Annotated in this window: 30 protein-coding genes; all 30 read right to left on the bottom strand. The window is 43.7% G+C overall.

Annotated features, from left to right (window positions below):
• Positions 1-8: 8 nt before the first annotated feature.
• The 30 genes from AAH944_RS06865 to AAH944_RS06720 all read right to left on the bottom strand — a co-directional run bounded on the left by AAH944_RS06865 (position 9) and on the right by AAH944_RS06720 (position 24471).
• A complete protein-coding gene (locus tag AAH944_RS06865) occupies positions 9-203 on the bottom strand; it encodes a hypothetical protein (protein ID WP_044037654.1) in 195 nt (64 codons plus the stop codon).
• 18 nt (positions 204-221) lie between these two features.
• Entirely contained in the window at positions 222-2741 is a 2520-nt protein-coding gene (locus AAH944_RS06860; protein WP_195217978.1) for a phage tail spike protein, read from the bottom strand.
• A gap of 5 nt (positions 2742-2746) precedes the next feature.
• Positions 2747-3520: a distal tail protein Dit gene (locus tag AAH944_RS06855; protein WP_044037658.1), complete on the bottom strand. Its 774-nt coding sequence runs from the start codon at positions 3518-3520 to the stop codon at positions 2747-2749.
• 15 nt (positions 3521-3535) lie between these two features.
• Positions 3536-5992 carry a phage tail protein gene (locus AAH944_RS06850; protein WP_195217977.1) on the bottom strand — a complete coding sequence of 819 codons (2457 nt, stop codon included), beginning with the start codon at positions 5990-5992 and terminating at the stop codon, positions 3536-3538.
• A 17-nt stretch (positions 5993-6009) separates the two neighbouring features.
• Positions 6010-6189 carry a hypothetical protein gene (locus AAH944_RS06845; RefSeq protein WP_015926191.1) on the bottom strand — a complete coding sequence of 60 codons (180 nt, stop codon included), beginning with the start codon at positions 6187-6189 and terminating at the stop codon, positions 6010-6012.
• Positions 6190-6200: 11 nt separating this feature from the next.
• Positions 6201-6584: a hypothetical protein gene (locus tag AAH944_RS06840; protein WP_195217976.1), complete on the bottom strand. Its 384-nt coding sequence runs from the start codon at positions 6582-6584 to the stop codon at positions 6201-6203.
• Positions 6585-6586: 2 nt separating this feature from the next.
• Positions 6587-7186, bottom strand: coding sequence for a major tail protein (locus tag AAH944_RS06835; RefSeq protein ID WP_044037664.1), 600 nt, complete (start codon positions 7184-7186; stop codon positions 6587-6589).
• Between the two features lie 2 nt (positions 7187-7188).
• Positions 7189-7533, bottom strand: coding sequence for a hypothetical protein (locus AAH944_RS06830; protein WP_085333697.1), 345 nt, complete (start codon positions 7531-7533; stop codon positions 7189-7191).
• The gene (locus tag AAH944_RS06825) at positions 7530-7961 is read right to left on the bottom strand and encodes an HK97-gp10 family putative phage morphogenesis protein (protein WP_195217975.1); all 432 of its coding nucleotides are present in this window, start codon (positions 7959-7961) and stop codon (positions 7530-7532) included. The genes AAH944_RS06830 and AAH944_RS06825 overlap by 4 nt, the downstream gene beginning before the upstream one ends.
• Positions 7954-8289, bottom strand: a complete 336-nt coding sequence (locus AAH944_RS06820) for a head-tail adaptor protein (RefSeq protein WP_044037671.1) — start codon at positions 8287-8289, stop codon at positions 7954-7956. The genes AAH944_RS06825 and AAH944_RS06820 overlap by 8 nt, the downstream gene beginning before the upstream one ends.
• Positions 8290-8292: 3 nt before the next feature.
• Entirely contained in the window at positions 8293-8601 is a 309-nt protein-coding gene (locus AAH944_RS06815; RefSeq protein ID WP_044037674.1) for a head-tail connector protein, read from the bottom strand.
• Between the two features lie 18 nt (positions 8602-8619).
• Positions 8620-8838: a head fiber protein gene (locus tag AAH944_RS06810; protein WP_044037676.1), complete on the bottom strand. Its 219-nt coding sequence runs from the start codon at positions 8836-8838 to the stop codon at positions 8620-8622.
• A gap of 12 nt (positions 8839-8850) precedes the next feature.
• Positions 8851-10044 (bottom strand): phage major capsid protein, encoded by a 1194-nt coding sequence (locus AAH944_RS06805; RefSeq protein WP_044037678.1) that lies wholly within the window; start codon positions 10042-10044, stop codon positions 8851-8853.
• 19 nt (positions 10045-10063) lie between these two features.
• A complete protein-coding gene (locus AAH944_RS06800; protein ID WP_090411882.1) occupies positions 10064-10753 on the bottom strand; it encodes a head maturation protease, ClpP-related in 690 nt (229 codons plus the stop codon).
• Positions 10754-11998, bottom strand: a complete 1245-nt coding sequence (locus AAH944_RS06795) for a phage portal protein (RefSeq protein WP_415537532.1) — start codon at positions 11996-11998, stop codon at positions 10754-10756. It abuts the gene before it with no gap.
• A 51-nt stretch (positions 11999-12049) separates the two neighbouring features.
• The gene (locus AAH944_RS06790) at positions 12050-13654 is read right to left on the bottom strand and encodes a terminase large subunit (RefSeq protein ID WP_415537530.1); all 1605 of its coding nucleotides are present in this window, start codon (positions 13652-13654) and stop codon (positions 12050-12052) included.
• A gap of 87 nt (positions 13655-13741) precedes the next feature.
• Positions 13742-13930 (bottom strand): DUF5049 domain-containing protein, encoded by a 189-nt coding sequence (locus AAH944_RS06785; RefSeq protein ID WP_415537528.1) that lies wholly within the window; start codon positions 13928-13930, stop codon positions 13742-13744.
• The gene (locus tag AAH944_RS06780; RefSeq protein ID WP_415537527.1) at positions 13923-14381 is read right to left on the bottom strand and encodes a gamma-glutamylcyclotransferase family protein; all 459 of its coding nucleotides are present in this window, start codon (positions 14379-14381) and stop codon (positions 13923-13925) included. The genes AAH944_RS06785 and AAH944_RS06780 overlap by 8 nt, the downstream gene beginning before the upstream one ends.
• Positions 14382-14419: 38 nt before the next feature.
• Complete coding sequence (locus AAH944_RS06775) at positions 14420-15319, bottom strand: amidoligase family protein (RefSeq protein WP_042357497.1); 900 nt, start codon at positions 15317-15319, stop codon at positions 14420-14422.
• 135 nt (positions 15320-15454) lie between these two features.
• Positions 15455-15682, bottom strand: coding sequence for a DUF4314 domain-containing protein (locus tag AAH944_RS06770; protein WP_072903420.1), 228 nt, complete (start codon positions 15680-15682; stop codon positions 15455-15457).
• Positions 15679-16371 carry a virulence protein gene (locus AAH944_RS06765; protein ID WP_415537524.1) on the bottom strand — a complete coding sequence of 231 codons (693 nt, stop codon included), beginning with the start codon at positions 16369-16371 and terminating at the stop codon, positions 15679-15681. The genes AAH944_RS06770 and AAH944_RS06765 overlap by 4 nt, the downstream gene beginning before the upstream one ends.
• Positions 16372-16471: 100 nt before the next feature.
• Positions 16472-18631 carry a DNA cytosine methyltransferase gene (locus AAH944_RS06760; protein WP_415537522.1) on the bottom strand — a complete coding sequence of 720 codons (2160 nt, stop codon included), beginning with the start codon at positions 18629-18631 and terminating at the stop codon, positions 16472-16474.
• A complete protein-coding gene (locus AAH944_RS06755) occupies positions 18624-19865 on the bottom strand; it encodes a site-specific DNA-methyltransferase (RefSeq protein WP_415537520.1) in 1242 nt (413 codons plus the stop codon). Before AAH944_RS06755 ends, AAH944_RS06760 begins: the two co-directional genes overlap by 8 nt.
• The gene (metK, locus tag AAH944_RS06750; RefSeq protein WP_415537519.1) at positions 19846-21021 is read right to left on the bottom strand and encodes a methionine adenosyltransferase; all 1176 of its coding nucleotides are present in this window, start codon (positions 21019-21021) and stop codon (positions 19846-19848) included. The genes AAH944_RS06755 and metK overlap by 20 nt, the downstream gene beginning before the upstream one ends.
• 20 nt (positions 21022-21041) lie before the next feature.
• Positions 21042-21593, bottom strand: a complete 552-nt coding sequence (locus AAH944_RS06745; RefSeq protein WP_001029957.1) for a P27 family phage terminase small subunit — start codon at positions 21591-21593, stop codon at positions 21042-21044.
• Positions 21594-21704: 111 nt separating this feature from the next.
• Positions 21705-22064 carry an HNH endonuclease gene (locus AAH944_RS06740; protein ID WP_039236553.1) on the bottom strand — a complete coding sequence of 120 codons (360 nt, stop codon included), beginning with the start codon at positions 22062-22064 and terminating at the stop codon, positions 21705-21707.
• A gap of 155 nt (positions 22065-22219) precedes the next feature.
• The gene (locus AAH944_RS06735) at positions 22220-22633 is read right to left on the bottom strand and encodes a DUF1492 domain-containing protein (protein ID WP_015926211.1); all 414 of its coding nucleotides are present in this window, start codon (positions 22631-22633) and stop codon (positions 22220-22222) included.
• Positions 22630-22848: a hypothetical protein gene (locus tag AAH944_RS06730; protein WP_415537515.1), complete on the bottom strand. Its 219-nt coding sequence runs from the start codon at positions 22846-22848 to the stop codon at positions 22630-22632. Before AAH944_RS06730 ends, AAH944_RS06735 begins: the two co-directional genes overlap by 4 nt.
• Positions 22848-24209 carry an SNF2-related protein gene (locus AAH944_RS06725; protein ID WP_415537513.1) on the bottom strand — a complete coding sequence of 454 codons (1362 nt, stop codon included), beginning with the start codon at positions 24207-24209 and terminating at the stop codon, positions 22848-22850. Before AAH944_RS06725 ends, AAH944_RS06730 begins: the two co-directional genes overlap by 1 nt.
• Complete coding sequence (locus AAH944_RS06720) at positions 24190-24471, bottom strand: VRR-NUC domain-containing protein (RefSeq protein WP_415537511.1); 282 nt, start codon at positions 24469-24471, stop codon at positions 24190-24192. The genes AAH944_RS06725 and AAH944_RS06720 overlap by 20 nt, the downstream gene beginning before the upstream one ends.
• Positions 24472-24650: the final 179 nt, after the last annotated feature.

The raw sequence follows: 24650 nt of genomic DNA, 5'->3' as shown, positions 1-24650 counted from the left end.
GCCATCACCTACCCGTCGTTCGTCCACTTGATTTCGCATACATGACCGACCCAGCCAGTGGCTATAGAACCTGCCTGCAGCATAATGTCAGTGAAATATACTTCTCCCGTGCAGTTTGAAACTACCAACCGAATGGTGATAGAGTGAAGCGTTCCATACCCTTTAGGTGTTGCATCACGAGCAATTTGTTGAAATACAGCCAAATCAATCACCATCCTTTCTTAAAACAGGTCAATAAATCTCGTTTCAGTAGTTCCATCTTCAAACTCAAATACTACCTCGATACCCACTTGTCCATCTATACCTTTTTGGAGATTATCTGATCCTATTTGTGCTGATATGGTGTAGTTACGGCGGGATGCAGGATATACTGTTTGAGCCATACTTTTTGTAGAGGTTGCAGAACCTACCGCTTTAAATGAAGCTGTACCTGTCACACCTTTTTCAGTGTCCACCTCAAAACCTGAATTCTGCCAGTAAGCAAAGCCATCGTCTGCTCTACTATTACGCAGATGGTTAAACGGCACCATATCTTTGATTTCCTGCCCAATGAGGTTGCTTTGGTCGAGCTGATCAGCGAGAATGCTAGAAGACGTATCACCAAGTTCACGAAGTTTTGATGATAATTCAAGTACAGTTTTCCATGGCTCCTGAAGATTGTATTGTCTGCGAACAACCCTTGTTTTGATAGTAAGATTCAAATCTCTATCATCCACCGTCACAATGTCGCCAAGTGACCACCTTTCATGCTCATAACCTGTCAGCACAGACAAATCCATCGCTGATAGCACATAGGAAACACGGGGCTTTGAAAATTCTGCAAGTCGCATATTCGTAAACTCAAGCATTTGATAAGGATTTGTGAAATTCGAAAGATCGAGTGTTGAAACCCGCACCTCATTGCAATATTCATAGTTTTCTACATATTCCTTGCCACTATTGATAGTGGCAAAGGTCATGCCATCTTTACCATGGGCATATAGCCTTGTCACCAGAGAGCGGGTATCAACAACCCTCTTGATACTTGTAAGGTTTTTCTTATAGGCAAATAATGCACCACTATCTCTACCACTAAATGTAAGTAAATTTACAAGACGGTTTCGACTATCAAATACTAAGTCTCCACCGTGAATCTGTTGCGTCATTCTGAGTATGGCCAATGCATTCTTCTCTTGGCATTGCCATGTCCGTTTGGTAGTGACATCAACTACACCAATAGACCATCCTGTGCCTTCCAACGCATAACTCATTGGAACGGAGGGTAAATCGGCATTAAACTCTCGCGGCTGTTTTTCATCTGAAAAGGTTAAATCATAAAATGCTGCTTCCGCATATACAGTGGTCAGAATCCCTGTTCCATCTGCTCCTTTTTCATCTGTCAGTGTCCTTATGCGATAAATGTCATGTGCAACCTGAACCTGTTTTTCATTATCTAAATATACACGCTTGCTATCATTCCATGGCAGTTTGAATTCCAAAGTATCTGCGCCATTAATCTCTCCCGTTACGATGATGTCATATGCATTTTCAAGTACTGCTTCCCATGCGCCATTCTCGTCCAGCACGACAGGCCTAGCAAAACCCAGTTTTTCATATGGAGCTTTCGGTATGTCGTGAAGTGTGATATCCAAAAGTTTCGGTGTAACCAAGGGATCAATAGTTGAAAGTGTAATCCTATAACGAATAAAGTTACGGTTTGGAGAAACCAGTTCACCGTTGGAACCCACCTCCTGCCACGCCGACCAATCCTGCAAATCGTCTGACGTAGCCGTCTCTATAGAAGAAATTGAAGTCACACCTGCAGTATATTCCGAGGTTACAGACACCCGACCACTACCTGCAAGAGAACATTCTGTAGCTATAGTCGTAAGCTGCCCACTTTCAGGATATCTGTTGTTAGTATCCTTGAGGAGTGTTACCACACCTGGCTCTGTTATAGCATCAACCGCACCACTGGTATCACCACCGTTGGCAAGCATTGACTGCTTGAAATGTCGTTCTAAACCCTCAATTGTAAGCTGTGAATTCACTTCAATGAACCAATCATCAAATCCACCTGCATAATAATACTGATTTGCATGCATTCCAATCACAATATCGGCTGTGCAAGATGGGTTTAATGTTCCCGTGAATGTCCGTTTAGGCGCAATCCAGACTGTGCCGTCTGCTCGGTTACAAAGAATAAACTGCGATGTCTTGGTATTCACTTCAATAATTGCTGCGATAAAGTACCACCCGCCGTTAACCATGTTAAAACTTGGTGTTTCACTCTGGTCGAGAATCAGTGAACCAGAAGAGTTATATAACATCATTCGAGGTCTGCCCTGGTACAGAGACAAGTATAGAATAGGTTGACCCGGGCCCTGTCTTGTATTAAACAGCGGAATAAAGGTCTGTCCCACAGAGTAGGTAGTTGGGTTTATCCATCCACCTACTGCGACTTTATCGCCTAGATTGGAGAAAAATGTACCATCATTCTTTGCAATTAAGTGGGTTTTCTCTGATGTCGGATTAACAATATTCTGACGAAAAAATCGTCCATAACGACCGCTTGGGAGACTTGCCGATGTGCCAGACCATCCCGATATAGTGACGTGCCGACCGTGGCCACTCGCATCTACAAGTTTAACATCGGAGTCAGGTCCAGACTCATTGAATCGCCAAAGGGCAAGGGTATTCTCACTTACAGGAAACTCACCCGTAAAGTCAGTTTGTGATGTCAATATTGATTTAATTGCCATTTGCATCACCTCCATCGGCTTTTTGCTTGTATTTTAAGTTCCGTAAAATCCGCTCCTACAGGAGTAATCGTCACAGTATTGTTACCCTTACGAAGTACAGGGAAATTGAGTTCTTGCATAAGCGGTAGACCGTTACGGAGTGTTTCGCCGCTAGTATCAACGACCTTTGCTGTGACCTTTCCTGTATCAATGATTAATGTTTCACCATCATACAAAGGGCCAATAACACGAATTTCTTCATTGTTAGTCTGAATGGAAACATATGTGTTTGTTCCTGATGGAATTATTCCTTTTACCAAGTACACAGGCTCAGAGTCGGCATTCCCTTTAAGCCTTGTAACGGTACTTTCTCCCATGACCGATATGCTATAGGTTTCATCCGTTAAAGCGTAGGCATGAGGATCTGGGCAAACAAACTTCAAATCAAATGCACCGGCTGAAAGAATGAGTCTGTCACAGTCCACAGCTTCTGACAGACGAGCAGTAAAATAACGGTCAGGTACATCGTCTAAAACGAGTTGTTGCACCCCACGTTCAGGATTTAGCCATTCAGCAAGGCTATCCATAACAGATACCAGTTTAGAAAATTTATATTGTGGGTAGACATTGCAATGAACTGTGATTATTTTCTCTGCAATATCGCTGCCAAAGTCAGCTACACCGGGCTTGCCAGGTATCGTTACAAAGGAGTTTCGCAATGAGGGTGATGCTTGCCAGTATGTCAGCCTAGCCTTGATACTCATTGATTGCGATGATATGCCGTTAAATGTGAACCCCATTTTCATCCTCCTTCCTTAAGCGGGATTGAAGCGTCCTTGCGCCCTCGAGCCAGTTTCCATCAAGTTGTACAGTTCCTGTGAAATCCTGCGGATATCGTCCTCGGATCGAACTATCATCTGCTGTATGGTGATAAGCGAACCACCAAAGCCCCCAGTACCGACTGACCCATTGATAGAGCTACTAAGGTTTATACCTGGTGTGTCAAAGTCTGTGGGGATAGCGTTTTGCATATCCTCACCAACCTGCGCCATCGTCTTCTCAAAGCCTTGCCCAAGCCCCTGTGCCATATTGTCACCAAGTCCTGCAAAAAGTGCAGAAGGTGAGCGGATGCCAAAGAAGTTTTTGATTTTATCCACCACACCACCGAAGAAGCCGGATATTTTCCCCCAGAGCCATGCACCCGCATCAGAGATTCCCTGCCATAGACCCTTGATGAGATTGCCACCAACTTGAGCCATCTGCCCAATTGAACCCGTAAAACCCTTTACTAAAGCTGCGATTATCTGTGGGACAGCTTTGACAACCTCTACGATAATAGTAGGTAGGTTTTTAATCAGTGATACTAATAGTTGTATGCCCGCCTGAATTATCTGTGGGATGCTGCCAATAATTGCATTGACAAGCGAGGTTATAATCTTAGGTATCGCCGCCACCACAGTAGTGATGATGAGTGGTAAATTTTGAATTAAGGCAATCAACAGATTCACCCCGGCATCAATTATTTGGGGGATTGAGCCAAGTATCGCCGTAACTAAACCATCAATTATCTGTGGGATTGCAGCAACTATTGCTGCAATGATTTCCGGCAATGCTTCAACTAGTGACACCAAAAGCTGAATACCTGCATCGATAATCTGCGGAATGGCACCAATGATAAAGTCAACTAAAGCGGTAATGATAGCGGGTAATGCGGCAATTAACTGCGGAATAGCGTCAATTAGACCTTGGGCAAGCCCCATAATAAGCTGAAAGGCTGCCTCCAGTATCATTGGCAAGTTGTCAGTTAATCCTTGTACAATCTGTGTAACTGCAAGAACCGTTGCTGGTATGAGTTGTGGTAAAGCCAAACCGATGCCTTCTACAAGTGCAGTGACCAGTTCCACTGCGGCATTAATCAGGAGTGGAAGATTATCGATCAATGCCCCAACAATCGTCATTACAGCTTCAACAGTAGCTGGAATAAGTTCTGGTAAAAGATTCAGAATTGCCTCCAGTACTTGAGAAAACAGTTCTGTTACAGTGCCAAGAAGCATAGGAAGCAAGTCGCCTACCGCTGATAATATCGCACCTGTTGCCGTAGGTAATGCAGTTACGATATTCTCTAAAACTGGGACAATATTAGCAACAACCGATTGGAATGCATCTACAAGATTCTGTGTCAAATTCGTCATATCTGCATCGGCATTGCCAAGTCCTGCTGTAAACGAGCCGAGTGCGGCTTGGAGTAGACCCAGCGAACCTGTGACGGTTTCTGTTGATTCACGGGCAAAGTTGCCTGCATACTGCTCTGTGTTCTCAAAGAACATCTGCATGGCTACTTCAGCTTTTTCCGCTTGTGTTGCGGTGTTCCAAGTGAAATCCAGCCCTTTTGCAAGTGCGTAGGCTTCGATATTGGTAGCGTTCATAGCAACACCCAGGTTATCCATCATATCAAAGTTACCCTTTGCCGCACCTGTGACCGCCTCCAGTGCAGAGGACATATCGATACCCATAACAGATGCCATATCCGCCGCTCGTTGCATAGCCTTTTCAGTTAGCTCAAGACTTCTCTGTTGCTGTATACCAGAGCCTTGAAACAATGCACCCATTTTGTTTGCCGTAGCAAGATACTCACTTTGGGAAACACCTAGATTTTTGTAAGCCTCTTCACCAGTTTTTTGAATGGATGTGGCATATTGACCAAATACCGCCTCAGAGCCACCGAGATTCTGTTCTAACTCCCCGAACTGAGTAACTACCTCTTTCCCTAGCTTTATAGCAGCAGCTCCTGCTGCAACAGCAACTGTACCCATCGCCACACCAATGCCTTTAAGGACACCGCCTAGCTTCTCAAACTTGCTACCGGCTTCATCTGCACTATTACCTGTATCCTCAAGTTCCTCTCCAAGATCATCTGCTTCATCAGCAGTCTCTTCTAGCTCTCGTTCCATATCGTTAAGTTGAGCTTTTGCATTATTCAGCTGAATAGCCCAATTTTGTGTACGTCTATCGTTCTCGCCAAAACTCTCAGAAGCATTTTTTAGAGCGGCTTCCAGCGTAGAGATTTTATCCTTTTGTGCCTCAATGGCCTTGTTCAAAACTTCATTTCGAGCGGTTATCGCCTGAACACTTTTATCATTTCTATCAAATTCCGAGGACACGAGTTTCATCTCACTACCTAGAACCTTAAAGGACTGATTGATATCACGAAGGGCGTTCTTAAACTCTTTTTCTCCCTCAATGCCAATCTTTAAGCCAAAATTATCAGCCATATGTAAACGCCTCCTTTCTAATTCAATCCTTCGGGGATTATGTCCTCAATGAAGAGTTCTCGCTTCCGGTTAGCAAGTCCCAAGAACTGGCGATGACAATCCCACAAGTCCATGAGAAGCCCTAATGGTGTGAGCCATGTTTCTTCCTCAGTACGGTTAAGATGCACTGTTCCGTAATAAAGAAGCCGAGTAAACAATTCATCATCGCTTACTCGGCCTCGGTGTTTTTTGAGTTATCTTCACTTTCAATATTTCTCTTTGTTCCTTTGAACATAGCTTCTGTAATGGCACTTTTATAAGTAGCAAGTTCTAGTGGTGAGGTGAGCAGTTCCACCTCATCCTCGGTCAATACATCCTTTGGAGCTTCTTTATTTTTCAGATTGTGAATGAGAATGGATTGGTTTGCCAAAAGAGTGATAAGCCATATTATCTCCTCCAAAGCCATCTCAAAGTTTTCGGATTTCAGCAATTTCTCTCCCAGATTTTCCAAACCACCATAGCGACGGGCAATTTCTTTTGTAGCCTTGGTCGTGAGGATAAGCTCATGTTCCTGTCCGCCAATATTAATCATTGCACTTCTTTCGTTATCCATCCTTATTCACCTCCACCAGAAACAGCAAAAACAGGTTCATAGACTTCCGTGTACCAACCACTGATAGTAGCTGGTAAAACTCCTTCATCATCTTCATTGACCTCCGCTTTCCACGGATGGTTACCATTTCCATCTAATTTATTTCTGCGCGATACAGTTCCCTCAATGGTTGGTGTAGAAAAAGTGATAGAATCTCCCTTTGTAGCTAGGTTGGTGGAGGGAACACCAAACTTTACCCTGTATAGCCAGAAGTAGCGGTAATGCCCATTTGCCTTTTTCGCTCGAAAGCCGATAGCAACAGGGCTACCTCCATCCTCACTAGCTGAAATAAGTACACCATTATCATCTGTAGTTGCTCCTGTGAGACTCTCAGCAGCTTTACGTCCAATGTCATCCACACCAAGGGAGAGTGTTCCGTTTTTGAATTCTTTTATAATCTCTGCCGCTCCGTCATCAGCGTAAAGGGTAGCTTCCGCAAGCTCAATGGATAGCTCTGCGGAGATTGCCTTTGCCAGCATAACGGGCGTACCGTAGGTTTCGTCTCCGTTTTCGTCCTCTGTAATGGGAGCATAATAGAGACGGTCAAGTCCTATCGTTGCCATAATCAAACCTCCTGTAATTCATATTCTTTTGCCACATCAATGGCATAATGATGGTAGTCCGTGTCATCCTCATGTCCAATATAACGGCGATCCGTCACTGTAAAGTCTGCATCCAGAAACGCACGGACAAGCTGATTCTTTCGTACTTGATAGTTCTTTTTGCTAAATAACGAAAGCCGTGCTTCTTGTATCTCATACTGTGGACGATTGTCTGAGTGAACATCAAAGGTATCCGAAAGAGGTGTGATTACAATATATTCATCAGGGGCTTTATCCTTGAACACACCCGTTTCCACAAGAATGCCTAGACCATCCACAATTCTATTTAGTTCCAATAATATACTCATAGACTGTTAATCTCCTCCTCCAGTTTGGCAGTCATGGCCTCCACACACTGCTTTCTTGATTTAGATTTTGCGGGTTTTAGAAATGGCCTTGCAGGCTGCCCATGTTTACCATATTCAATGATATTAGCAATTTTTGCATTGCTACCACCATCGCTTCTCGGTTCTGAAAACCCAACCTTGACATTATAATTACCTTTACGGTCTTGTTTTGCTGAAGTAACACCAAGGGAGGATACAAGTTCTCCAGTGGATTTGGACGGGTATTTTGTTCCCTTTCCAACAACAGAGCGTAGATTATCTTTGACTTTAGCAAGCACAACTTCGCCACCAACTTCTAGTACCTTTGGGATAATCACATCAGTTTGCTCAGCCAATTTAGATACCTTAAGAAGAAATTCCTCAGGCATTCTTACATCCACTTTAGCCATTCGATGCCACCACCTTTTTTGCTAAAACCTCAATATACATTCCTCGGCCTTTTACATCTTCTACACCGGTAATTTCATACCGCCCATCACTATCTACAATGACCATTTTTGCTGTCACATGGATACTAGGGATCCTTCGAAAACAAAAAAGAGCGGTTGCTTCAGAAAATACCGCCCTGTTTGCCCATTTCTCATTACCATGTCGTTCTTCCTTATACGCACGAACCGAGGCAATAATAGTGTCACTGATTGTACCAAATCCCTCGCTATCCTTATCGTTTTCAACGGCAACTATATCGATAAAGGTATTCATTTTCCCATAACTCATAGGCTACACCTTCCATTCACGATCTAACCGAAGTAGTAGGTTCACCGTGTTCCAAACCTGCTGCCCCGCCTGTACGCTATCGGCGAAGAAACCAGCCGTCGAGCCATCTCTGCTTTCGTAGAAATGACTCGACAGCATGATAACGGCCTGTTCAGTAGTTGGGGGCATGGTATTCTCAGAATAAAATTCCTGGGGCAGGTGTTGATAGCTTTCAGCATATGAGATAGCAGCGGTGATGTACATTTTAAGAAGTTCATCATCAAGGTCATGCTTAAGAATTAGATTTTCTTTGACCTTTTCAAGTATTGTCATCACTCCACCATCCTTCCATTAAGGAGCGTCCGCAATCATAATCCCCGCGACTTTTAGTTTGGTGAGCAGATTATTAAAGTCTGTCACCAAAGTTTCTACACTATCAGCGGTACTATCTGCCTGATTTTCAAGAACAGGAAGCCCCGTAATCAAGGCCCCCTCTTTAATTTCTAAAACACCACCGATAACAGTTTTTTCTCCGCCTTGTTCGGTATAATTCTTCGTATTATAACTCATAATGCACCTCCGTTACGCTTTCTGTTGAAGTACCTTAACAGCCTCCGGTAAGATAAGCTTTCCATCAACACGCTGAGTAGCAATAAAGCCCACCTGTCCCGTAACAGCATAGAGTTCATTTAGTCGTTTGAATACTCGTCCTTGACGATCTGCCACCCAGTAATAACTAAAATCACCGAATACCACAGTCTTTGCACCTGCTTTTGCAGTAGGTACATATGATGAGGTATACAGCGGGCGGTTAAGAATCGTATCAGGTGTTCCCGCTTGGATGGAAGGTTGCCATAGGTATTGCCCATTACCGTCTTTCAATTTACGAATAGCCTTTATAGTGGCATCGTTCATTACGAATACTGCCTTATTACGATACGGTGCTTTTAAGCTGTAGAATAAATCTAAAACCTCATCCAAAGTGATGGCAGTGGCACTTGCCGCAGTAACACCCACTTGACCGCCGCCAGTAGCATTTAAAATCCCTGTTGGCTTACCTGTGCCATCACCTACAAAGAAGGCTTCCTCTTCCTTGTTACCAATGCGACGGGCGAATTCTCTTGTGATGTAGCTTTCGAGATTAAATACGGAATCATTTAGCAATTCCTCAGAGACTTTAATCATCGTTGCTAGTTTATAAGCACCGATGGATACTTGACCGAAGCTGTCATCACTTTCGGGAATGGCTCCTTCTTCATCGATCCAGCTTGCAGTGCCTTTGCTTGCAACAACAGGAATCTTGCGGTCACCAGAAGATGTCGTGATTACATTGGCCAACCTACGGAAGATATTTTCTTCCTCTAGGGCTTCTACAAGCGTACGCTCAAACTCATCTGGCACGAGGAATCCGCCTTCGGAATCAGTGCCAATCTTTAAAGCGTTCCTTACTTCATAGCTGACATTATCACGCATCGCATTCCAGAAAGCTTTTTTGTATTCAGCACTTGCACGACCAGTCTTTTCCTCTCCAGTTCTAGTAGGTTCGTTCGTAATTGGGTTACTGGTTGCTTTCGACAGTTCCAAGTCGATAGATGCTTGACGTTCTAAACGCTCAATTTCCTTACCAAGAGCCACCACATCGGCTTCCATTTTTTCATAGGTTGTCGTGTCCTCAGCGGATAACAGTCCATCACCGCCACGTTTTGAATCAAGGAATGCCTTTGCTGCGTCCCAAGCTTTAGCGCGTTTCTCGCGCAATTCAAGAATTTTACTCATTGTTATTTCCTCCTTTAAATTAGTGCGAAATTAAAGAAAGCCGCTTATCCAGCGACTCGATGGGTGTACCTGTTTTCTGTTTTGGTTGTTTTGGCAGTTTGCTGATAAGCGAGTTAGTAACCGCCATCCTGCTAAAGATAAGACTATCCGTCAAATCTGGTGTTTCACTTTCCATGAACATGATCTTGTCTGCAAAACCAAGTTCAAGGGCTTTATTTGCATTCATCCATGATTCTGCATCCATCAGATGGGAGAGCTTTGTTCGGGAAAGGCCTGTCTTTAACTCGTAGGCATTAATAATGCTTTCCTTGACCTCATCCAATAGAGCCTTTGCCCGCAACATTTCCTCACTGTCACCGATAGCAATCGTTGATGGATTATGAATCATAAGCATGGAAACTGGGGACATATATACATCTCCACCTGCCATTGCAATAACGGATGCGGCACTTGCTGCAAGCCCATCAATCTTTACAGTGACTTTTCCGGTATACTCCATCAGCATGTTATAGATCTGGGCTGCTGCGAACACATCACCGCCAGGGGAATTAATCCACACCGTAATGTCGCCGGTGCCTGCCAGCAGTTCATCTTTAAACATCTTAGGTGTGACCTCATCGCCCCACCACGTTTCTTCGGATATCACTCCATTTAAATAGAGGGTACGTACTTCATCAGAATCTCGCACCCAGTTCCAAAACTTCCTCATTTACTGACCTCCTTCGGTTTTGGCAAACGCGCCTGCGTCAGCCAGTTTTGTCATATTTCCGTTAACCAAATATAAATCGCCGCCTTCCTCAGCCGGTATGCGGTTCATATCCTCCAGTTCACGGATATCGTTGGCAGACATCCAGCCATTTTGTCGACCTGTAGCGTAGCCATTCATACGACTTTGGTAATCACCACGAAGCAGACCGTCCAAATTGAACTTGATAAACAGTGAAGTTTTCTCAGAAGGCAAAATAAGCGATTGCTGGAGACTTTGTTCCCATCGCACCACCCACGGATCGAGAGTGTATTTTACAAACTCCAAGGACTGCTGCTCAATATTGGAGAAACTAGACTTCTCAAGATCACCCACCATATGGGGTGGTACTCGGAAAATCCTCGCAATCTCATTAATTTGGAATTTCCGTGTTTCAAGAAATTGCGCCTGTTCCGGCGGGATACCAATGGCTTGAAACTTCATGCCTTCTTCCAACACAGCGATTTTATGAGCGTTGCCTGTGCCTTGGTAGGCGCTATTCCAACTATCCTTGACCCTCTGTATATCTTTGATTACTCCTGGGTGTTCCAGCACACCTCCAGGATTAGCACCATTGGCAAAGAATGCCGCACCGTACTCCTCAGTGGCAAGGGACATACCGATTGCATTTTTCGCCATAGCGATTGGGCTATAGCCAATGAGTCCATCAAAACCTAAGCCGGGTATGTGTAGAACTTCATCTTTACGGAGTGTGACATAGCCACCTTTGGGATTTAGACCACTTTCGTCAGTATCACGATAGTAGATATAGACCAGCTCTCCGTTTGTTGCTCGGCTAACTTCCATTTTGTTGGGGAGTAGGGGATAAAGAGCCACTGCCTGCCCACGACCGTTTCTGACCACCTGTGCATAGGCATTTCCCCAAAGCAAAAGATGACTCATCAGTGTTTCTCGAAACACAAATGAAGTCATCTCTGGATTTGGTTCATCATGAAGAAGGTAATACAGCGGGTGAAAAGGAATCTTTTCTTTACCTCCATCAGAACGATATCTATATGCATGTAGTGGCAGTCCTGCAATCGCTTCAGCCAGTATCCTTACGCAGGCATACACTGCTGTTGCCTGCATTGCAGTACGCTCATTCACTGTTTTGCCAGATGATGTACCGCCGAATAGGAAGGAAAATGCACTACCCATACGGTTTTGCGGTTTGTCTCTTGACCGAAACAGTCCTTTTATTAGATTCATAGGCGTCACCTCCAAATAAAAAACTGGCAATATTGTGTTAACTATTTAAATTTAAAAGATTATTAAACCTCTCTCATCATATACAGAATCTCCACTATTACCTGAGCCGCAACGGATGGCACGGTCAAGTGCCATGATAGTCGCCACCGCGCCATCTATTTTTTCTGTACTTTTTTCTTTATCCGGCTTCACGTTGCCCGCCGGATCAGTTTTTATAAAGATGTTGTCCATCATCCATCGAAGTACTGGATGCCCACCGTGTGCTATTTTTTCTTCTAATGTCAATTTCATCAGTTCTTTGGTTGGTGGTGACATATCCTTAAAGCCTTGACCGAATGGAACTACAGTAAAGCCTAACCCTTCAAGGTTCTGAACCATTTGAACAGCTCCCCAACGGTCAAAAGCAATTTCTCGAATATTATATTTTTCTCCCAGTTCTTCAATAAACCGCTCAATGAAGCCGTAATGTACAACATTTCCTTCTGTGGTTAGAATATGACCCTGCTTCTCCCAGAGGTCGTATTGCACATGGTCCCGTCGAACTCGTAGGTCAATGTTGTCCTCCGGCATCCAAAAATACGGTAGAACAGTGTATTTATCCGTTTCATCCTCCGGTGGGAACACCAACACAAAGGCTGTAATGTCTGTTGTAGAAGATAGGTCAAGTCCCCCGTAACACACCCGTCCCTCAAGACTTTCTGGTATAACTGGAAATGCACATGCATCCCATTTTGCCATCGGCATCCAACGGACAGACTGTTTAACCCACTGATTCAGGCGCAATTGCCGGAAGCTGTTCTCTTCAGCCGGGTTCTGCTTTGCACTTTCACAAGCAGCTCTTACCTTGTCAATCCCCACCGTAATTCCTAAGCTTGGATTTGCTTTCTTCCACACTTTTGGGTCTGTCCAATCATCCTCTTCTTTCGCCCCATAGATTACAGGATAAAAAGTAGGATCGTATTTTCTGCCCTCAATAATATCAACCGCTTTTTGGTGTGTTTCATAGCAGATACTTTGAGTATCCGTTCCCGCTGTGGTGATAAGAAAATACAGCGGTTGGGTCCTTGCATCCCCAGATCCCTTCGTCATAACATCAAATAGTTTCCGGTTTGGCTGAGTATGAAGTTCATCGAAAACAACACCATGTATATTGAAGCCGTGTTTGGAGTAGGCTTCAGCCGACAATACCTGATAGAAGCTGTTGGTCGGCAGGTACACCAATCGCTTAGTTGAAGCCAGCAACTTTACACGTTTATTCAGTGCTGGACACATCCGCACCATATCGGCCGCCACTTCAAATACAATTGATGCCTGCTGGCGGTCGGCGGCACAACCGTACACCTCCGCCCGCTCCTCACCATCACCGCAAGTGAGGAGAAGTGCGATTGCTGCGGCAAGCTCGCTTTTTCCCATCTTTTTAGGTATCTCTACATAAGCAGTATTAAACTGCCGATATCCATCTGGCTTTAAAATTCCGAATAAATCACGGATTATTTGCTCCTGCCAATCGATAAGTTCAAAAGGCTTACCTGCCCATAAACCTTTCGTGTGGGATAGTGCTTCGATAAAAGCCACAGCGTAATCAGCAGCATCCTTATCGTAATATGACCCATCAGCTATAAAGGCGGTCGGCTTATATTTCTTCAGTTTCCGCATAAACACCGCCCCTTTTATGAAAAAGGACAAAAGAAAGAGCCTCAATCCTAAAGATGAAGCCCTTTCCTTATCCTGTTTAAATTTTATTTACTTATTTTCATCCACTTCCCCTGTCAGTATGAAATGGGCATACTCCGCTTTATGGTCTATTAAATAGACTACTAATTCATAAAACCCTCGTTCATTTGCTTCATACTGGACTCGGTTCACATCAAACATATTTGTGACTCCACTTTCTCGGATGGAAAGGATTTGTTCCTTGATTATCTCATTCATTGGCTACCTCCTCCGATTCTACTGAATCGGTTGTTGCTTTGCGCAGGATTTCCACATCGAAGCATGCACTCTTATAGCCTTCTAAAATTGTACTGTAGTAATAACAGCTTGGCTGTCCAAGCGGTCTCCCGTCATTCATAATGTAGACCATTGCCTTGACGGTTTTGCCGTTCAATTTCACTTTTACGGTTTCCTTGCGATAAAGGAAAGGCCATCCTTCGTAGCGGTCAAGTGCCGCTTCATCAGCTGGTGTGATTTCCCACACCAAAACTGGTACATTGTCCTCCTTAAAAGGCTCAATGGTTGCCACAGCGCCCGCGTGTGCTCCTCTAAATAACAAGCGGTGGTTATTGATTTGGCTTGTTCCTACCACCTTCGCTGTGGGGCATCTGTTGGCCATTTGCTCCAGGTTAAGGTTGGAACCATAGGCAAGATATAATTTACTATTCATTGTCATCCTCCTTCTTAGCTTTTGGGGTTAAGGGCAGCTCAGGCCGCCCGAAACCGCCATGCAGCTGAACCCGAAAGTGCTGCGGTTAAATGTTCTCTGCAGTTTGCAAATTCGTCGCCGATAAAACCAATACGGTTTAGGTAGGTTCTCATGGCAAATTTCTCGTTCTCCACCTGGGGTTTCCTTGCCGATGCACACCTTTGTGTTAAGGCTTGGTGGTTAATGGCAAGTGATAGAACAATGTAGCTTCTTATCTTTCCAGCATGAAGCTCGCTGTTAAACCCTCGAAGTTCAACTGTATGGTTTCCAGTAAAAAAGCTGTGAAGGTTGAGGAAGTGGTAGCGGCTATTGTGATAGTGGGTGCTTCTGCTTTCGCTATAGCCCTCGTACCAAATATCCTCAATTTCTCTCAAAGTTTTAGGCTTCTTGCGGTTCATTTTCTCAACCAAAATGCTGTCCATCCTTTTGCAGTAGTTCATTCTCTGCGGTGCAATTTGAAGTGCTTTGTAAAATAAGTCGTTCTTGCTTGCGATGATATTTACAAAGTTTCGGATACTTCTCGGTGTATGCTCAGCACCGTCTAGATGAATGTGAATGCCGCAAGATGTATTTGTAAAGGCTCCAGCTTTGCGTAGCTTTCTCACCAACTCCTGTAATGTTTCAATGTCCTCTTGGTAGGTAAGGATGGGGCTGACCAACTCAACGCTGTACTCCCTGCCAGCGGCTACCTTTCTTCCGCCTTCTTTTCTTTGGCAGTAGATGCTCCCGTCACTCATGAACTTCCATACCCGACCGTCCGGTGTTTTTACCTTCTTGGTGTCGTAGTAAGTACCTCCTTCACTGTAAGTCCCTTGCAAAAATTCTGCTGCAACCTTTGCTGCTTTTTCCCTTGTGATTCCTGTGAACTCAATTTCAATTCCAAACTTGGCGTTTAGCATTTTTCTCGCTCCTTCTAAAGTGTGTGTGTCCTTTCGGCATGTACATATATCACTCTAAAAGGCTTTTATAGCAAGACAATTCCGCAATATAAATCTACATATTTACTGCCACATTTGGCTTAAATTGTGTATATTTTACTCTTCGATTTTCTTGCATAAATCCTCACCAAATGCCACTCCAAGGGAGCCACCGGAATCCCAACTGACATGAATCGTTCCTATGTCATCAACACTAGTAACCGTACCTTTCGCTCCAGGCTGAAGTTTGGTATAAGGGTCGTTCATTTTAAGTAGCATTACACGTGTTCCTGGAGTGTAATAGCTTCTAAGTTGCTTTAACATTTCTGGGTGAATGATATTCATTGTTCACTCACCTCCTGCTTGGCCGTTCCGCTTTTGAAAGCGGAGCTACCTGAAAGCTTGGAGAGGAGAATCTTTCGTTCTATCTTATATTCTGGGCCGATAAAACCAAGCCTTAGAAGGAAGCAACGGAAAGCGTACTTTTCATTCTCTACTGATTTCTCGGTGGAATTGACACGGGTCTGTTTTTTCGCCATTTCGCAAAGTGCCGTGACAAAATGGGTGTATGCCTTAACCTCCTTTGCGGAGCACTCACCTTGAAACCAAGGGAAGGCGACAAATTCATCATTTACAATGATGGGAATGGAATCCGTATCAAGTGCTTTCTTTATAAGAGCCGCTTTGCTCTCTGCCAATCCTTTTAGGTTCTCGAGTGCCGTGTCGGTAAAATCTGCCCGTGGCATTTGAATTATCAGACTGGTAGATTCTTCAGTTTCATCCACTTCTGCTTTCGGAGGTGGTGTGTCAAATTCTTCTGAAATTGCTTTGAAGTCGTGAAGTCCCAATAGATTATCGACCAATTCCTTATTATCTGGTCCACTTAGAACTCCGTTTTTGTTAACATTGTAGTCTGCCACCTCATATGCAAATGTAGGTGCTCCGAGATATTTTACAGGGGCATTTAGTTGTTGACTGATTGCGTTAACCAGTGCTTTTCTTTTTGGCCCTGTAACATTATAGTTAATCTGCATTTTCATACCGCCTTTCTATTTTCGGTACGTACATATATCACTCTAAAAGCTGTTAATATCAAGTCATTTAGAGCATCTTTCTGTAGAAAATACAGTTTCATTAATCGGCGGTATTTTGTGTAGATAACACAATGCCAGTCAGCACAAAACAAACGCATGGAAGTGCTACGCCATTACCCCACATTTTGTATTCAGCTGCATCGGAATGGGGATTGTTAAGCCATTTTATAATCTGCTTTCTTGTTTTTGGCTTTTTGCTTTTACCTATAATTTTGCGGTGAGTTTCCCAAACCTCCGTCCAGAATGAGATTTCATCTTCTGTAGGATTTTCTGTATCAAGATCGTCGCACCAATCATCGGGAAAACCTTGCAATCTTGCACATTCCGTTGGTGTAAGCCTTCGAACAATATAGTCCGGCTCAACCAATCCGTTTTGATAGCCTGGATTGGTACCATTGATAATCGTATTTGATGTACCGTCCTGTCTGTAGCATTGACTTTCAGCTTTCATCTGAGGATAAAACGAAGCTGGGTGTGCCACTGCTCCAGGACCTTTTGCTGTGAGCGTAGGTTGCTGTTCTTCATCTATAGAAGGTTTATATAGAGCGTTCTTTCCTTGATTAAAAGCCGCCCTATCGATACCGTAAGAAGGCTGAGTCACTACAGGGGCATCCTTGTAATCTCTCGACAATAGAGTTGGTGCTTTATCTTCTTCAACCTGTGCATAGGCTCCGGTAGTCATGGCATAGGCAACCGCATGGCGATCAGCGGTATTAAGCGTAAAAGAAACATCTTCATCTATACCGCTTCCTTGGGGACCATTTTTATCCTCTCTTCCAATCATCGAGCCTTGCAGAGCAACCACTGCAATACCACCTTGATTACATCCTGGATTTCCTCCATTGGCATCAATGGTTCGAGAAGTATCCGCTTCATATATACCGCTATGCGGATTACTAGACTGCATGGAATTGCTTTTATCAGAACAGATGCCATATGCTGTGGGCACAAAAACAGTCTGATCATTATTGCATCCAAGAGTTGCAGACTTATCATCTTGTATCAATGCACCCTTACCACCGCCTTCACAGCCGGAGCGGATTTTTAACGTTTTAGGAGTGTTCATAACAAGAGGGACATTCCCTCCACCAGTTCCCATACGAGAGGTAAGCGTCTGTACTTTATTATCCTCCGAGAGTTTTACTCGACTATCAGTTGGATGATTTTCTATTACAACAGCCGTTTGATTATCTCCCATGCTTGCACGAAGTGATCCACTTAAATTTTCATCCGTATGACCACCAATACGTGAAACCGCACCTGGTTCAAAGGACATGACTGTACCTGGAACAACACCTGCTCTAAGGGTAGGGGAGCGTTCTTCCTCATATCCTACACTTCTGCTCTTGGCACTGTGTTCGGTACAAAATCCGCTTGACTGCATTACGCAAGGCTGATGCCCGTGTTCCTCTGCTCTCAGCGTTGCAGTAATATCTTTAGAAACAGACATTGCTCTTCCGCCTTGGTCATTTAGGCAAGTTATGCTATCGCCTGTTTTTCCAGTGCTGTTTTTAGCATTTTCGGCAGTTCTTTTCCACGGGCTGCCGCTCGGCGTAAAATCCCTTGACAAGCCTTCGGACTCAAATAGTATTTCTCCGGCACATCTATCTGCAAAATCTGCGACAAGGTAGATTCTGCGACGGCGTTGGGGGACTCCGAAATATTGCGCATCGATAGTTCGGTAAGCCACACTCCATCCGTCTCCCATATAAATGTCTGCGTAAGGCCATCGTCCTTTTTCAGGTAAAGGCACCGAGGTGTTCGGCTCTTTGACGCTGATGACCGTTTCGAGGACTGCCTTGAAGTCTTCTCCTTTATTTGACGAGAATGCGCCGGGGACATTTTCCCAGACTGCGTACCTTGGATATTGTCCATTGGTCTTACACCTCATTTCCTTGATAATTCGGATTGCTTCATAAAAAAGGACGGATTGCTCTCCATCCAGTCCAGCTCTTTTACCCGCCACACTCATATCCGTGCAGGGAGAGCCAAAGGTTATAATATCTACAGGCGGAAGCTCCGCACCATTCAATTTGTTGATATCCCCATAATGCTTCATCTGAGGGATGCGTTTGGTCGTAACCCGTACAGGAAACGGCTCAATTTCAGATGCCCATAAAGGCTCAATGCCACAAAGCAAACCACCTAAAGGAAAACCACCACTGCCATCAAAGAGGGAACCAAGTGTCAATTTACTCATCTTCACTCACCTCTGGCAAATCACAATATCTGAATTTCGAACCATCTCTTAAAAGAAACACACCATCAGAGTTTCCAACTTGCTCAATATACCTTTTCACGATGACATCGCAGTACTTTTCATCCAGTTCAATGGTGTAACAAATTCTATCTGTCTGCTCACAGGCAATCAGTGTACTTCCTGAACCTCCAAAGGGATCAAGCACGATACAGTTACTAAGGCTCGAATTCATAATAGGGTATGCCACAAGTGCCACTGGTTTCATGGTTGGGTGGTCGCCGTTTTTCTTCGGTTTCTCAAACTCCCAGATGGTGGTCTGCTTACGATCTGAATACCAAAGATGCTTGCCTTTCTTTTTCCAACCGAAAAGAACTGGTTCATGCTGCCATTGGTAAGGAGAGCGTCCAAGAACAAGGGACTGCTTTTTCCATATACAAGTACCAGAAAGATAAAATCCTGCATCGGAGAATGCTCTTCTGAAATTGAGTCCTTCCGTATCAGCATGGAATACATAAATAGAAGCGTCCTTTGCCATCGCTGCTTCGGTGTTTTGAAATGCCGCAAGCAGAAAATCATAGAACGCTTCATTCGCCATATTGTCATTTTTAATTTTTCCGGCAGTGCCTTCATAGTTAACGTTATATGGAGGGTCCGTAACTACCAGATTGGCAGCTTTCCTTTCCATCAAGACATCAAAGGTGTCTTTCTTTGTACTGTCTCCGCAGACTAATCGATGCTGTCCAAGTATCCAAACATCCCCTAAATGCGAAACAGCGGGCTTTTTCAGCTCGCTGTCTACATCAAATTCATCTTCTTTTATATTATCCTTAAGGGAATCTTTAAAAAGATCCTCCAACTCTCCTGGGTCAAATCCTGTAAGAGAAACATCAAAATCAGAAGCATTTAGGTCTGTAATGAGAAGTGCCAATTTATCCTTATCCCAATCACCACTTATTTTATTAAGTGCAATGTTCAGGGCCTTTTCCTTTTGCTCATCCATTTCGACAACTACGCATTCTATCTCATCTATCCCCATGCTCAGCAGGACCTTCAAACGCTGATGACCTCCGATGACTCTGCCTGTAGTCTTGTTCCATATAACGGGTTCAACATATCCAAACTCCTCAAGGGAACGTTTAAGTTTTTCATATTCTGGATCACCCGGTTTTAAATCTTTCCTTGGGTTATATTCAGCGGGGATGAGTTGTTTCGTTTTAATCTTCTCTATCAACATACTTTTCCACCGCCTTTCTAAATTCACTGTATTTATTTACATCCTCCCACGGGAACAGACAACTATTAAAGTGACCATAAGCCGCGGTGTCAGAGTAAATCACATTTCTAAGACGCAGTTTTTCAATGATGGCTGCGGGTCTTAAGTTAAAAATCTCCTGGGAAGCAAGAGTTAATATTTCATCAGAAACAGTGCCAGTACCAAGGGTATTTACAGTAAAGGCTACTGGGTTTGCCTTACCAATGGCATAGGAAATACTAACTTCACATTTCTTTGCATAACCACACCAAACGATATGCTTGGCAATATACCGAGCCATGTAAGCACCGCTTCGGTCAACTTTGGTTGGGTCTTTACCACAAAGGGCACCACCTCCATGAGATGCAAGTCCTCCATAGGTATCAACCATGATTTTTCTTCCAGTCAAACCCGTATCGGCAGCAGGACCACCAAGAACGAACTGACCTGATGGATTGATGAGAAGTTCTGTTTCATCATCAAAGGGGAAGTCCTCAAAGCACTGCCATAAGACATTGTTAAGGATATCTGCCTTAAGTTCTTCCTTTGTTTTATTCTTCTCGTGCTGTACCGATATCACGATCGCCTTTATTCTCACTGGAGTGTCAGCTTCATATTCCACCGTTACTTGTGCTTTACCATCGGGAAGAATCCCTTTTATTAGCTTTCCTTTGCGACAATCATCCAGTCTCTTTACTATTCTGTGAGACAGTACAAGAGGGAGGGGAAGCATTTCCCTTGTTTCCTTTGTAGCATAGCCATACATAGTTCCCTGGTCTCCAGCACCTATGGAACCGTACTGTTCGTTTATTCCATTTCGTGCTTCCAGTGCAGTATTCACACCAGCAGCAATATCTACACTTTGATTATGTACATATACATAAATCAAAAATTTTAGAGGGTTGTATCCAATCTCTTTTAAGACATTTCTAACAATGTATCGGATGTCGATTTTCTCGCTGCAGGAGATCTCGCCCGCCACGATAATTTTTCCCTTGGTTGCCATTACCTCGCAAGCCACCCTTGACGCCCTATCTTTACGTAAGCAAGCTTCCAAAATGCTATCTGCAATGATGTCGCATAGTTTGTCAGGATGTCCAGCACATACACTTTCTGCTGTTAAGTACCTTTTACTCATTACATCATATCTCCTTATCTTTATTTTCCTCTGCGGGCAGATAGCAGTCGCTCCATCACGTCGTCCTGTGGATTTAAACCAGAATACTCTGTAGCACAATTCTCTCGAACGATTTGATATATCTCCATCCATAGCCTGTTTGTCTGACTCATAAAGTTCTGACTCATCGCTACATAAGGACTTTGAATAGCATTGCCGGTGGTTGGGTGCTTGGCTAGAAAGCCAAACTCGGTTACTGCTTCCTCACACTGTATCCATCTGGCCGCACTCATGGCATATCGCTCTAGAAGCTGTGGAAGTACCAAGTGAGCACAGCCTCGCTCCTCAAGCCATTTCCATGTAATTTCATAGATTTCACTCGCTACTAGGGTTTTTCCATCCTTTTGCACTGCGGAGAGCATGGCCATTGGCTTTGGCATTTCCTGCCCCTTAAGGTCAGCGGTATTTTGGAACTCAACGACTTCAAGTTTTCTTTTACCAGGGTTCCCCTCTGCAATTTTGTCAGCAAGTGGTTTCTTTTTTTGACCGGAGCCTATACGGGCGCCGCCACGATTTGTTCCATCTTTGGCCATTCACTCACCTCTTTTCGTCGATGGGCCTATTACCCCGTTTGAAACCGCGAATTTTCACGCGTTGCCCCACGCCCGTTACACAAATGAAAAGCTGTAGAGATTTGACTCCCCCTACCGGGTTCCCCAACGGTCTCCATCTCTTGCTGTGATTGCAGAGTGGCAAGGAGTACAAAGAGCCATCAGATTGCTTCTATCGTGAGTTCCTCCTCTTGCAAGAGGAAGAATGTGATGCACTTCAGCCGCTGGGGTCAGCTTTCCTTCTCTTTTACATTCCTCACAAAGAGGATGAGCCGCAATGTAGCGGTCACGTATCCTTTTCCAAGCACGACCATAACGTTTACGGGTTGCTGGATCACGCTGATACTTCTCATACCGTGCAGCTTCCTTCTTGCTATGCTCTTCACAAAAGCGCTTGTCAGTCAGCTCTGGGCAACCGGGGTAAGAGCACGGTCGCTTAGGTTTCTTTGGCATACTTGCACCTCCTTTTGCCCATAGAAAAAGCCCTCGCAGGAGAAATGCTCCCGTGAAGGCTTCCGTTTACTAATATTCCATACTACCATTATATAACTTTCACTGCGGACAAACAGTGTCATCGTATGCCAAACTGTGCCAAAGTGTGCCAACTTTTATTTGGGAACCTTTAAGTGTTGCAAAGCGGATGAATGAAGTCTATGCACGGTTCTCATAGAAACATTAAGGTTGACACAGATTTCTTCCCAGTTAAGAAAGTTAATGTATCGGTAGCGAAGGAGTAGCTTCTCATCCACGTTTTCCATCTGGTTAATCGCTTCACGGATATCTGATTTCAGCTTTATTAATCGTTCAACCTCATGTTGTATCTGTTGCTCCAAATCTATTATCCTAATCACATATTTTTCAAAGGGTGGGTCAGTACTTTTGGTTCGACTGACTTTCTCATCAAGCACAGGGGTTGAAACACTTCTTGATAAATCTCTTAAGTTTTGCAACTCTTCAAGGTCGGAGTTAATCAATTCATTCAAACGGTAAGCCTGTTTTAAGAATTCCTTAGCTGTCATCATCGCACCACCTCCTCTTGTAGCTGTTGAATTAACATGTCAGGGTTTAGAGAGGTAAGGTCATTGAACAATCCAGAATGAAAGAAGCACTCAACCTCACGTTTCGTATATAAAGCAGAATCATTGCGAGGGTGTTTTGCTAGTCTTTTTAATGCAAAACGATAATCCTTAACTGCCTGAAGAATAATGGCATTTGCCAGTTTTTCAAATGCATCCATCATACGGCATCCCTCGCTTTCCCAAGATTTGCTTTGACCGCATTAATAAGATCGGATTGTGTCTTGTCCTTTCGTTTCAAGGCTCCCATCACATCTTCATCGATTGTGCCTTTAGTAATGATGTGATGGATTACTACTGTCTCTTTTTGTCCTTGTCTCCAAAGTCTCGCATTTGTTTGTTGATAGAGTTCCAGACTCCAAGTAAGTCCAAACCAGATAAGCGTTGAACCTCCACTTTGTAAGTTGAGACCGTGCCCCGCTGATGCAGGATGGATAACTGCCACAGAAATATCACCGTTGTTCCAATCCTTAATATCCTTGGAAGTTTTAATCTCTCTGACATTGAATTTTGCCTTAATACGCTCTAAATCGTGATTATACCAATAGGCAATAAGCACAGGTTTGCCGTTAGCACCTTCAATTAAATCCTCAAGAGCATCTAGCTTGCGGTCGTGGATAATATGGGGGTTTTTATCATCATCATAGATCGCACCGTTTGCCATTTGCAGAAGTTTGCCTGAAAGGACAGCTGCATTCATGGCATCTATTTCTTCATCGCCAAATTCAAGGACCATCTCTTCACGAAAGTGATCATATACTGATTGTTCTTTTTCATTTAGATAGACAGGTACTTCATTGATCACGCATTCTGGCATTTTGAGAAAATCTACCGACTTCATGGAAATGGTAATATCTGAAATGAGCCGATATATGGCATCTTCAGCACCTGGCAATGGTTTATATGAAAACACAATCTGCTGATTTCGTTTATCCGGTGTAAAGTAGGAATTGCGGTAGTGTGTTATGTACCTGCCGAGTCTTTTACCCATGTCGAGAATACGAAACTCTGCCCACAAATCCATTAACCCATTACTGGAGGGTGTACCCGTAAGACCCACAATCCGTTTTGCCCTCGGTCTTACTTTTAGTAAACTTTTAAACCTTTTTGCGCCATAGGACTTAAAAGATGATAGTTCATCAATGACCACCATATCGAAATTAAAAGGAATACCGCTTTTGTTTACCAACCAGTCAACATTTTCTCTATTTATAAGATAGACACTTGCAGGTTTTCTAAGAGCCGCCAATCGCTCCTGCTCTGTACCGATTGCTACCGAAAACTTGAGTCCTTTTAAATGCTCCCACTTATTTATCTCAGCTGGCCAAGTATCCCTAGCTACTCGAAGTGGAGCAATAACCAGAACCTTTCCAACTTCAAAACGATCAAGACATAGGTCAAATATAGCCGTTAGAGTAATGACGCTTTTGCCAAGACCCATTTCTAAAAACACCGCAGCAATGGGATGCTCTAGAATGAAGTTCGTTGCATAGGTCTGATATTTATGAGGATTGTATTTCACCCAGTATCCCTCCAATCTGCTTAACATCATCAATGACATAGCAGGCAAAGCCTAACTTCTGTAATTGCTTTATTCTTCTAATCTGTAACAGGCGAGGTTTCTTTCCGGGAGCCTTTAATTCCACAAAAGCCATCTTCCCATATGGTAAAAGCACAAGGCGGTCTGGCATCCCATCTAAACCTGGACTAACAAACTTCGCCGCAATGCCTCCCATCTTTTTTACCTCAGCCACCAGTTTCTTTTCTATATATTTTTCAAGCATATATACCTCCCATATAAAAAGGCTCGGAACAAGAAAACAACTTTGACCCAATTTTCCTATACGCGCGTGTATGCGTGTATGCACAGGCTGCTATTACTTCTTTTTACTATTAATAAATAAATAGGATACTTCTTGTTCCACTTGTTCCGAACCGTTGATTTTCCTTATCATTACTAACT

Source organism: Dehalobacter sp. CP, from assembly GCF_047652685.1.
In the GTDB taxonomy this organism is placed as follows: Bacteria; Bacillota; Desulfitobacteriia; order Desulfitobacteriales; family Syntrophobotulaceae; genus Dehalobacter.
Note: the sequence above shows the minus strand (reverse complement) of the source record. Positions and strands in the feature narration are given on the sequence as shown.

Excerpts from the sequence above, each read along its gene's own strand:
- AAH944_RS06860 (WP_195217978.1), bottom strand. The coding sequence starts at position 2,741 with ATGGCAATTAAATCAATATTGACATCACAAACTGACTTTACGGGTGAG.
- AAH944_RS06855 (WP_044037658.1), bottom strand. The coding sequence starts at position 3,520 with ATGGGGTTCACATTTAACGGCATATCATCGCAATCAATGAGTATCAAG.
- AAH944_RS06850 (WP_195217977.1), bottom strand. The coding sequence starts at position 5,992 with ATGGCTGATAATTTTGGCTTAAAGATTGGCATTGAGGGAGAAAAAGAG.
- AAH944_RS06840 (WP_195217976.1), bottom strand. The coding sequence starts at position 6,584 with ATGGATAACGAAAGAAGTGCAATGATTAATATTGGCGGACAGGAACAT.
- AAH944_RS06835 (WP_044037664.1), bottom strand. The coding sequence starts at position 7,186 with ATGGCAACGATAGGACTTGACCGTCTCTATTATGCTCCCATTACAGAG.
- AAH944_RS06830 (WP_085333697.1), bottom strand. The coding sequence starts at position 7,533 with ATGAGTATATTATTGGAACTAAATAGAATTGTGGATGGTCTAGGCATT.
- AAH944_RS06825 (WP_195217975.1), bottom strand. The coding sequence starts at position 7,961 with ATGGCTAAAGTGGATGTAAGAATGCCTGAGGAATTTCTTCTTAAGGTA.
- AAH944_RS06820 (WP_044037671.1), bottom strand. The coding sequence starts at position 8,289 with ATGAGTTATGGGAAAATGAATACCTTTATCGATATAGTTGCCGTTGAA.
- AAH944_RS06815 (WP_044037674.1), bottom strand. The coding sequence starts at position 8,601 with ATGACAATACTTGAAAAGGTCAAAGAAAATCTAATTCTTAAGCATGAC.
- AAH944_RS06810 (WP_044037676.1), bottom strand. The coding sequence starts at position 8,838 with ATGAGTTATAATACGAAGAATTATACCGAACAAGGCGGAGAAAAAACT.
- AAH944_RS06805 (WP_044037678.1), bottom strand. The coding sequence starts at position 10,044 with ATGAGTAAAATTCTTGAATTGCGCGAGAAACGCGCTAAAGCTTGGGAC.
- AAH944_RS06800 (WP_090411882.1), bottom strand. The coding sequence starts at position 10,753 with ATGAGGAAGTTTTGGAACTGGGTGCGAGATTCTGATGAAGTACGTACC.
- AAH944_RS06795 (WP_415537532.1), bottom strand. The coding sequence starts at position 11,998 with ATGAATCTAATAAAAGGACTGTTTCGGTCAAGAGACAAACCGCAAAAC.
- AAH944_RS06790 (WP_415537530.1), bottom strand. The coding sequence starts at position 13,654 with ATGCGGAAACTGAAGAAATATAAGCCGACCGCCTTTATAGCTGATGGG.
- AAH944_RS06785 (WP_415537528.1), bottom strand. The coding sequence starts at position 13,930 with ATGAATGAGATAATCAAGGAACAAATCCTTTCCATCCGAGAAAGTGGA.
- AAH944_RS06780 (WP_415537527.1), bottom strand. The coding sequence starts at position 14,381 with ATGAATAGTAAATTATATCTTGCCTATGGTTCCAACCTTAACCTGGAG.
- AAH944_RS06775 (WP_042357497.1), bottom strand. The coding sequence starts at position 15,319 with ATGCTAAACGCCAAGTTTGGAATTGAAATTGAGTTCACAGGAATCACA.
- AAH944_RS06770 (WP_072903420.1), bottom strand. The coding sequence starts at position 15,682 with ATGAATATCATTCACCCAGAAATGTTAAAGCAACTTAGAAGCTATTAC.
- AAH944_RS06765 (WP_415537524.1), bottom strand. The coding sequence starts at position 16,371 with ATGCAGATTAACTATAATGTTACAGGGCCAAAAAGAAAAGCACTGGTT.
- AAH944_RS06760 (WP_415537522.1), bottom strand. The coding sequence starts at position 18,631 with ATGAGTAAATTGACACTTGGTTCCCTCTTTGATGGCAGTGGTGGTTTT.
- AAH944_RS06755 (WP_415537520.1), bottom strand. The coding sequence starts at position 19,865 with ATGTTGATAGAGAAGATTAAAACGAAACAACTCATCCCCGCTGAATAT.
- metK (WP_415537519.1), bottom strand. The coding sequence starts at position 21,021 with ATGAGTAAAAGGTACTTAACAGCAGAAAGTGTATGTGCTGGACATCCT.
- AAH944_RS06745 (WP_001029957.1), bottom strand. The coding sequence starts at position 21,593 with ATGGCCAAAGATGGAACAAATCGTGGCGGCGCCCGTATAGGCTCCGGT.
- AAH944_RS06740 (WP_039236553.1), bottom strand. The coding sequence starts at position 22,064 with ATGCCAAAGAAACCTAAGCGACCGTGCTCTTACCCCGGTTGCCCAGAG.
- AAH944_RS06735 (WP_015926211.1), bottom strand. The coding sequence starts at position 22,633 with ATGATGACAGCTAAGGAATTCTTAAAACAGGCTTACCGTTTGAATGAA.
- AAH944_RS06730 (WP_415537515.1), bottom strand. The coding sequence starts at position 22,848 with ATGGATGCATTTGAAAAACTGGCAAATGCCATTATTCTTCAGGCAGTT.
- AAH944_RS06720 (WP_415537511.1), bottom strand. The coding sequence starts at position 24,471 with ATGCTTGAAAAATATATAGAAAAGAAACTGGTGGCTGAGGTAAAAAAG.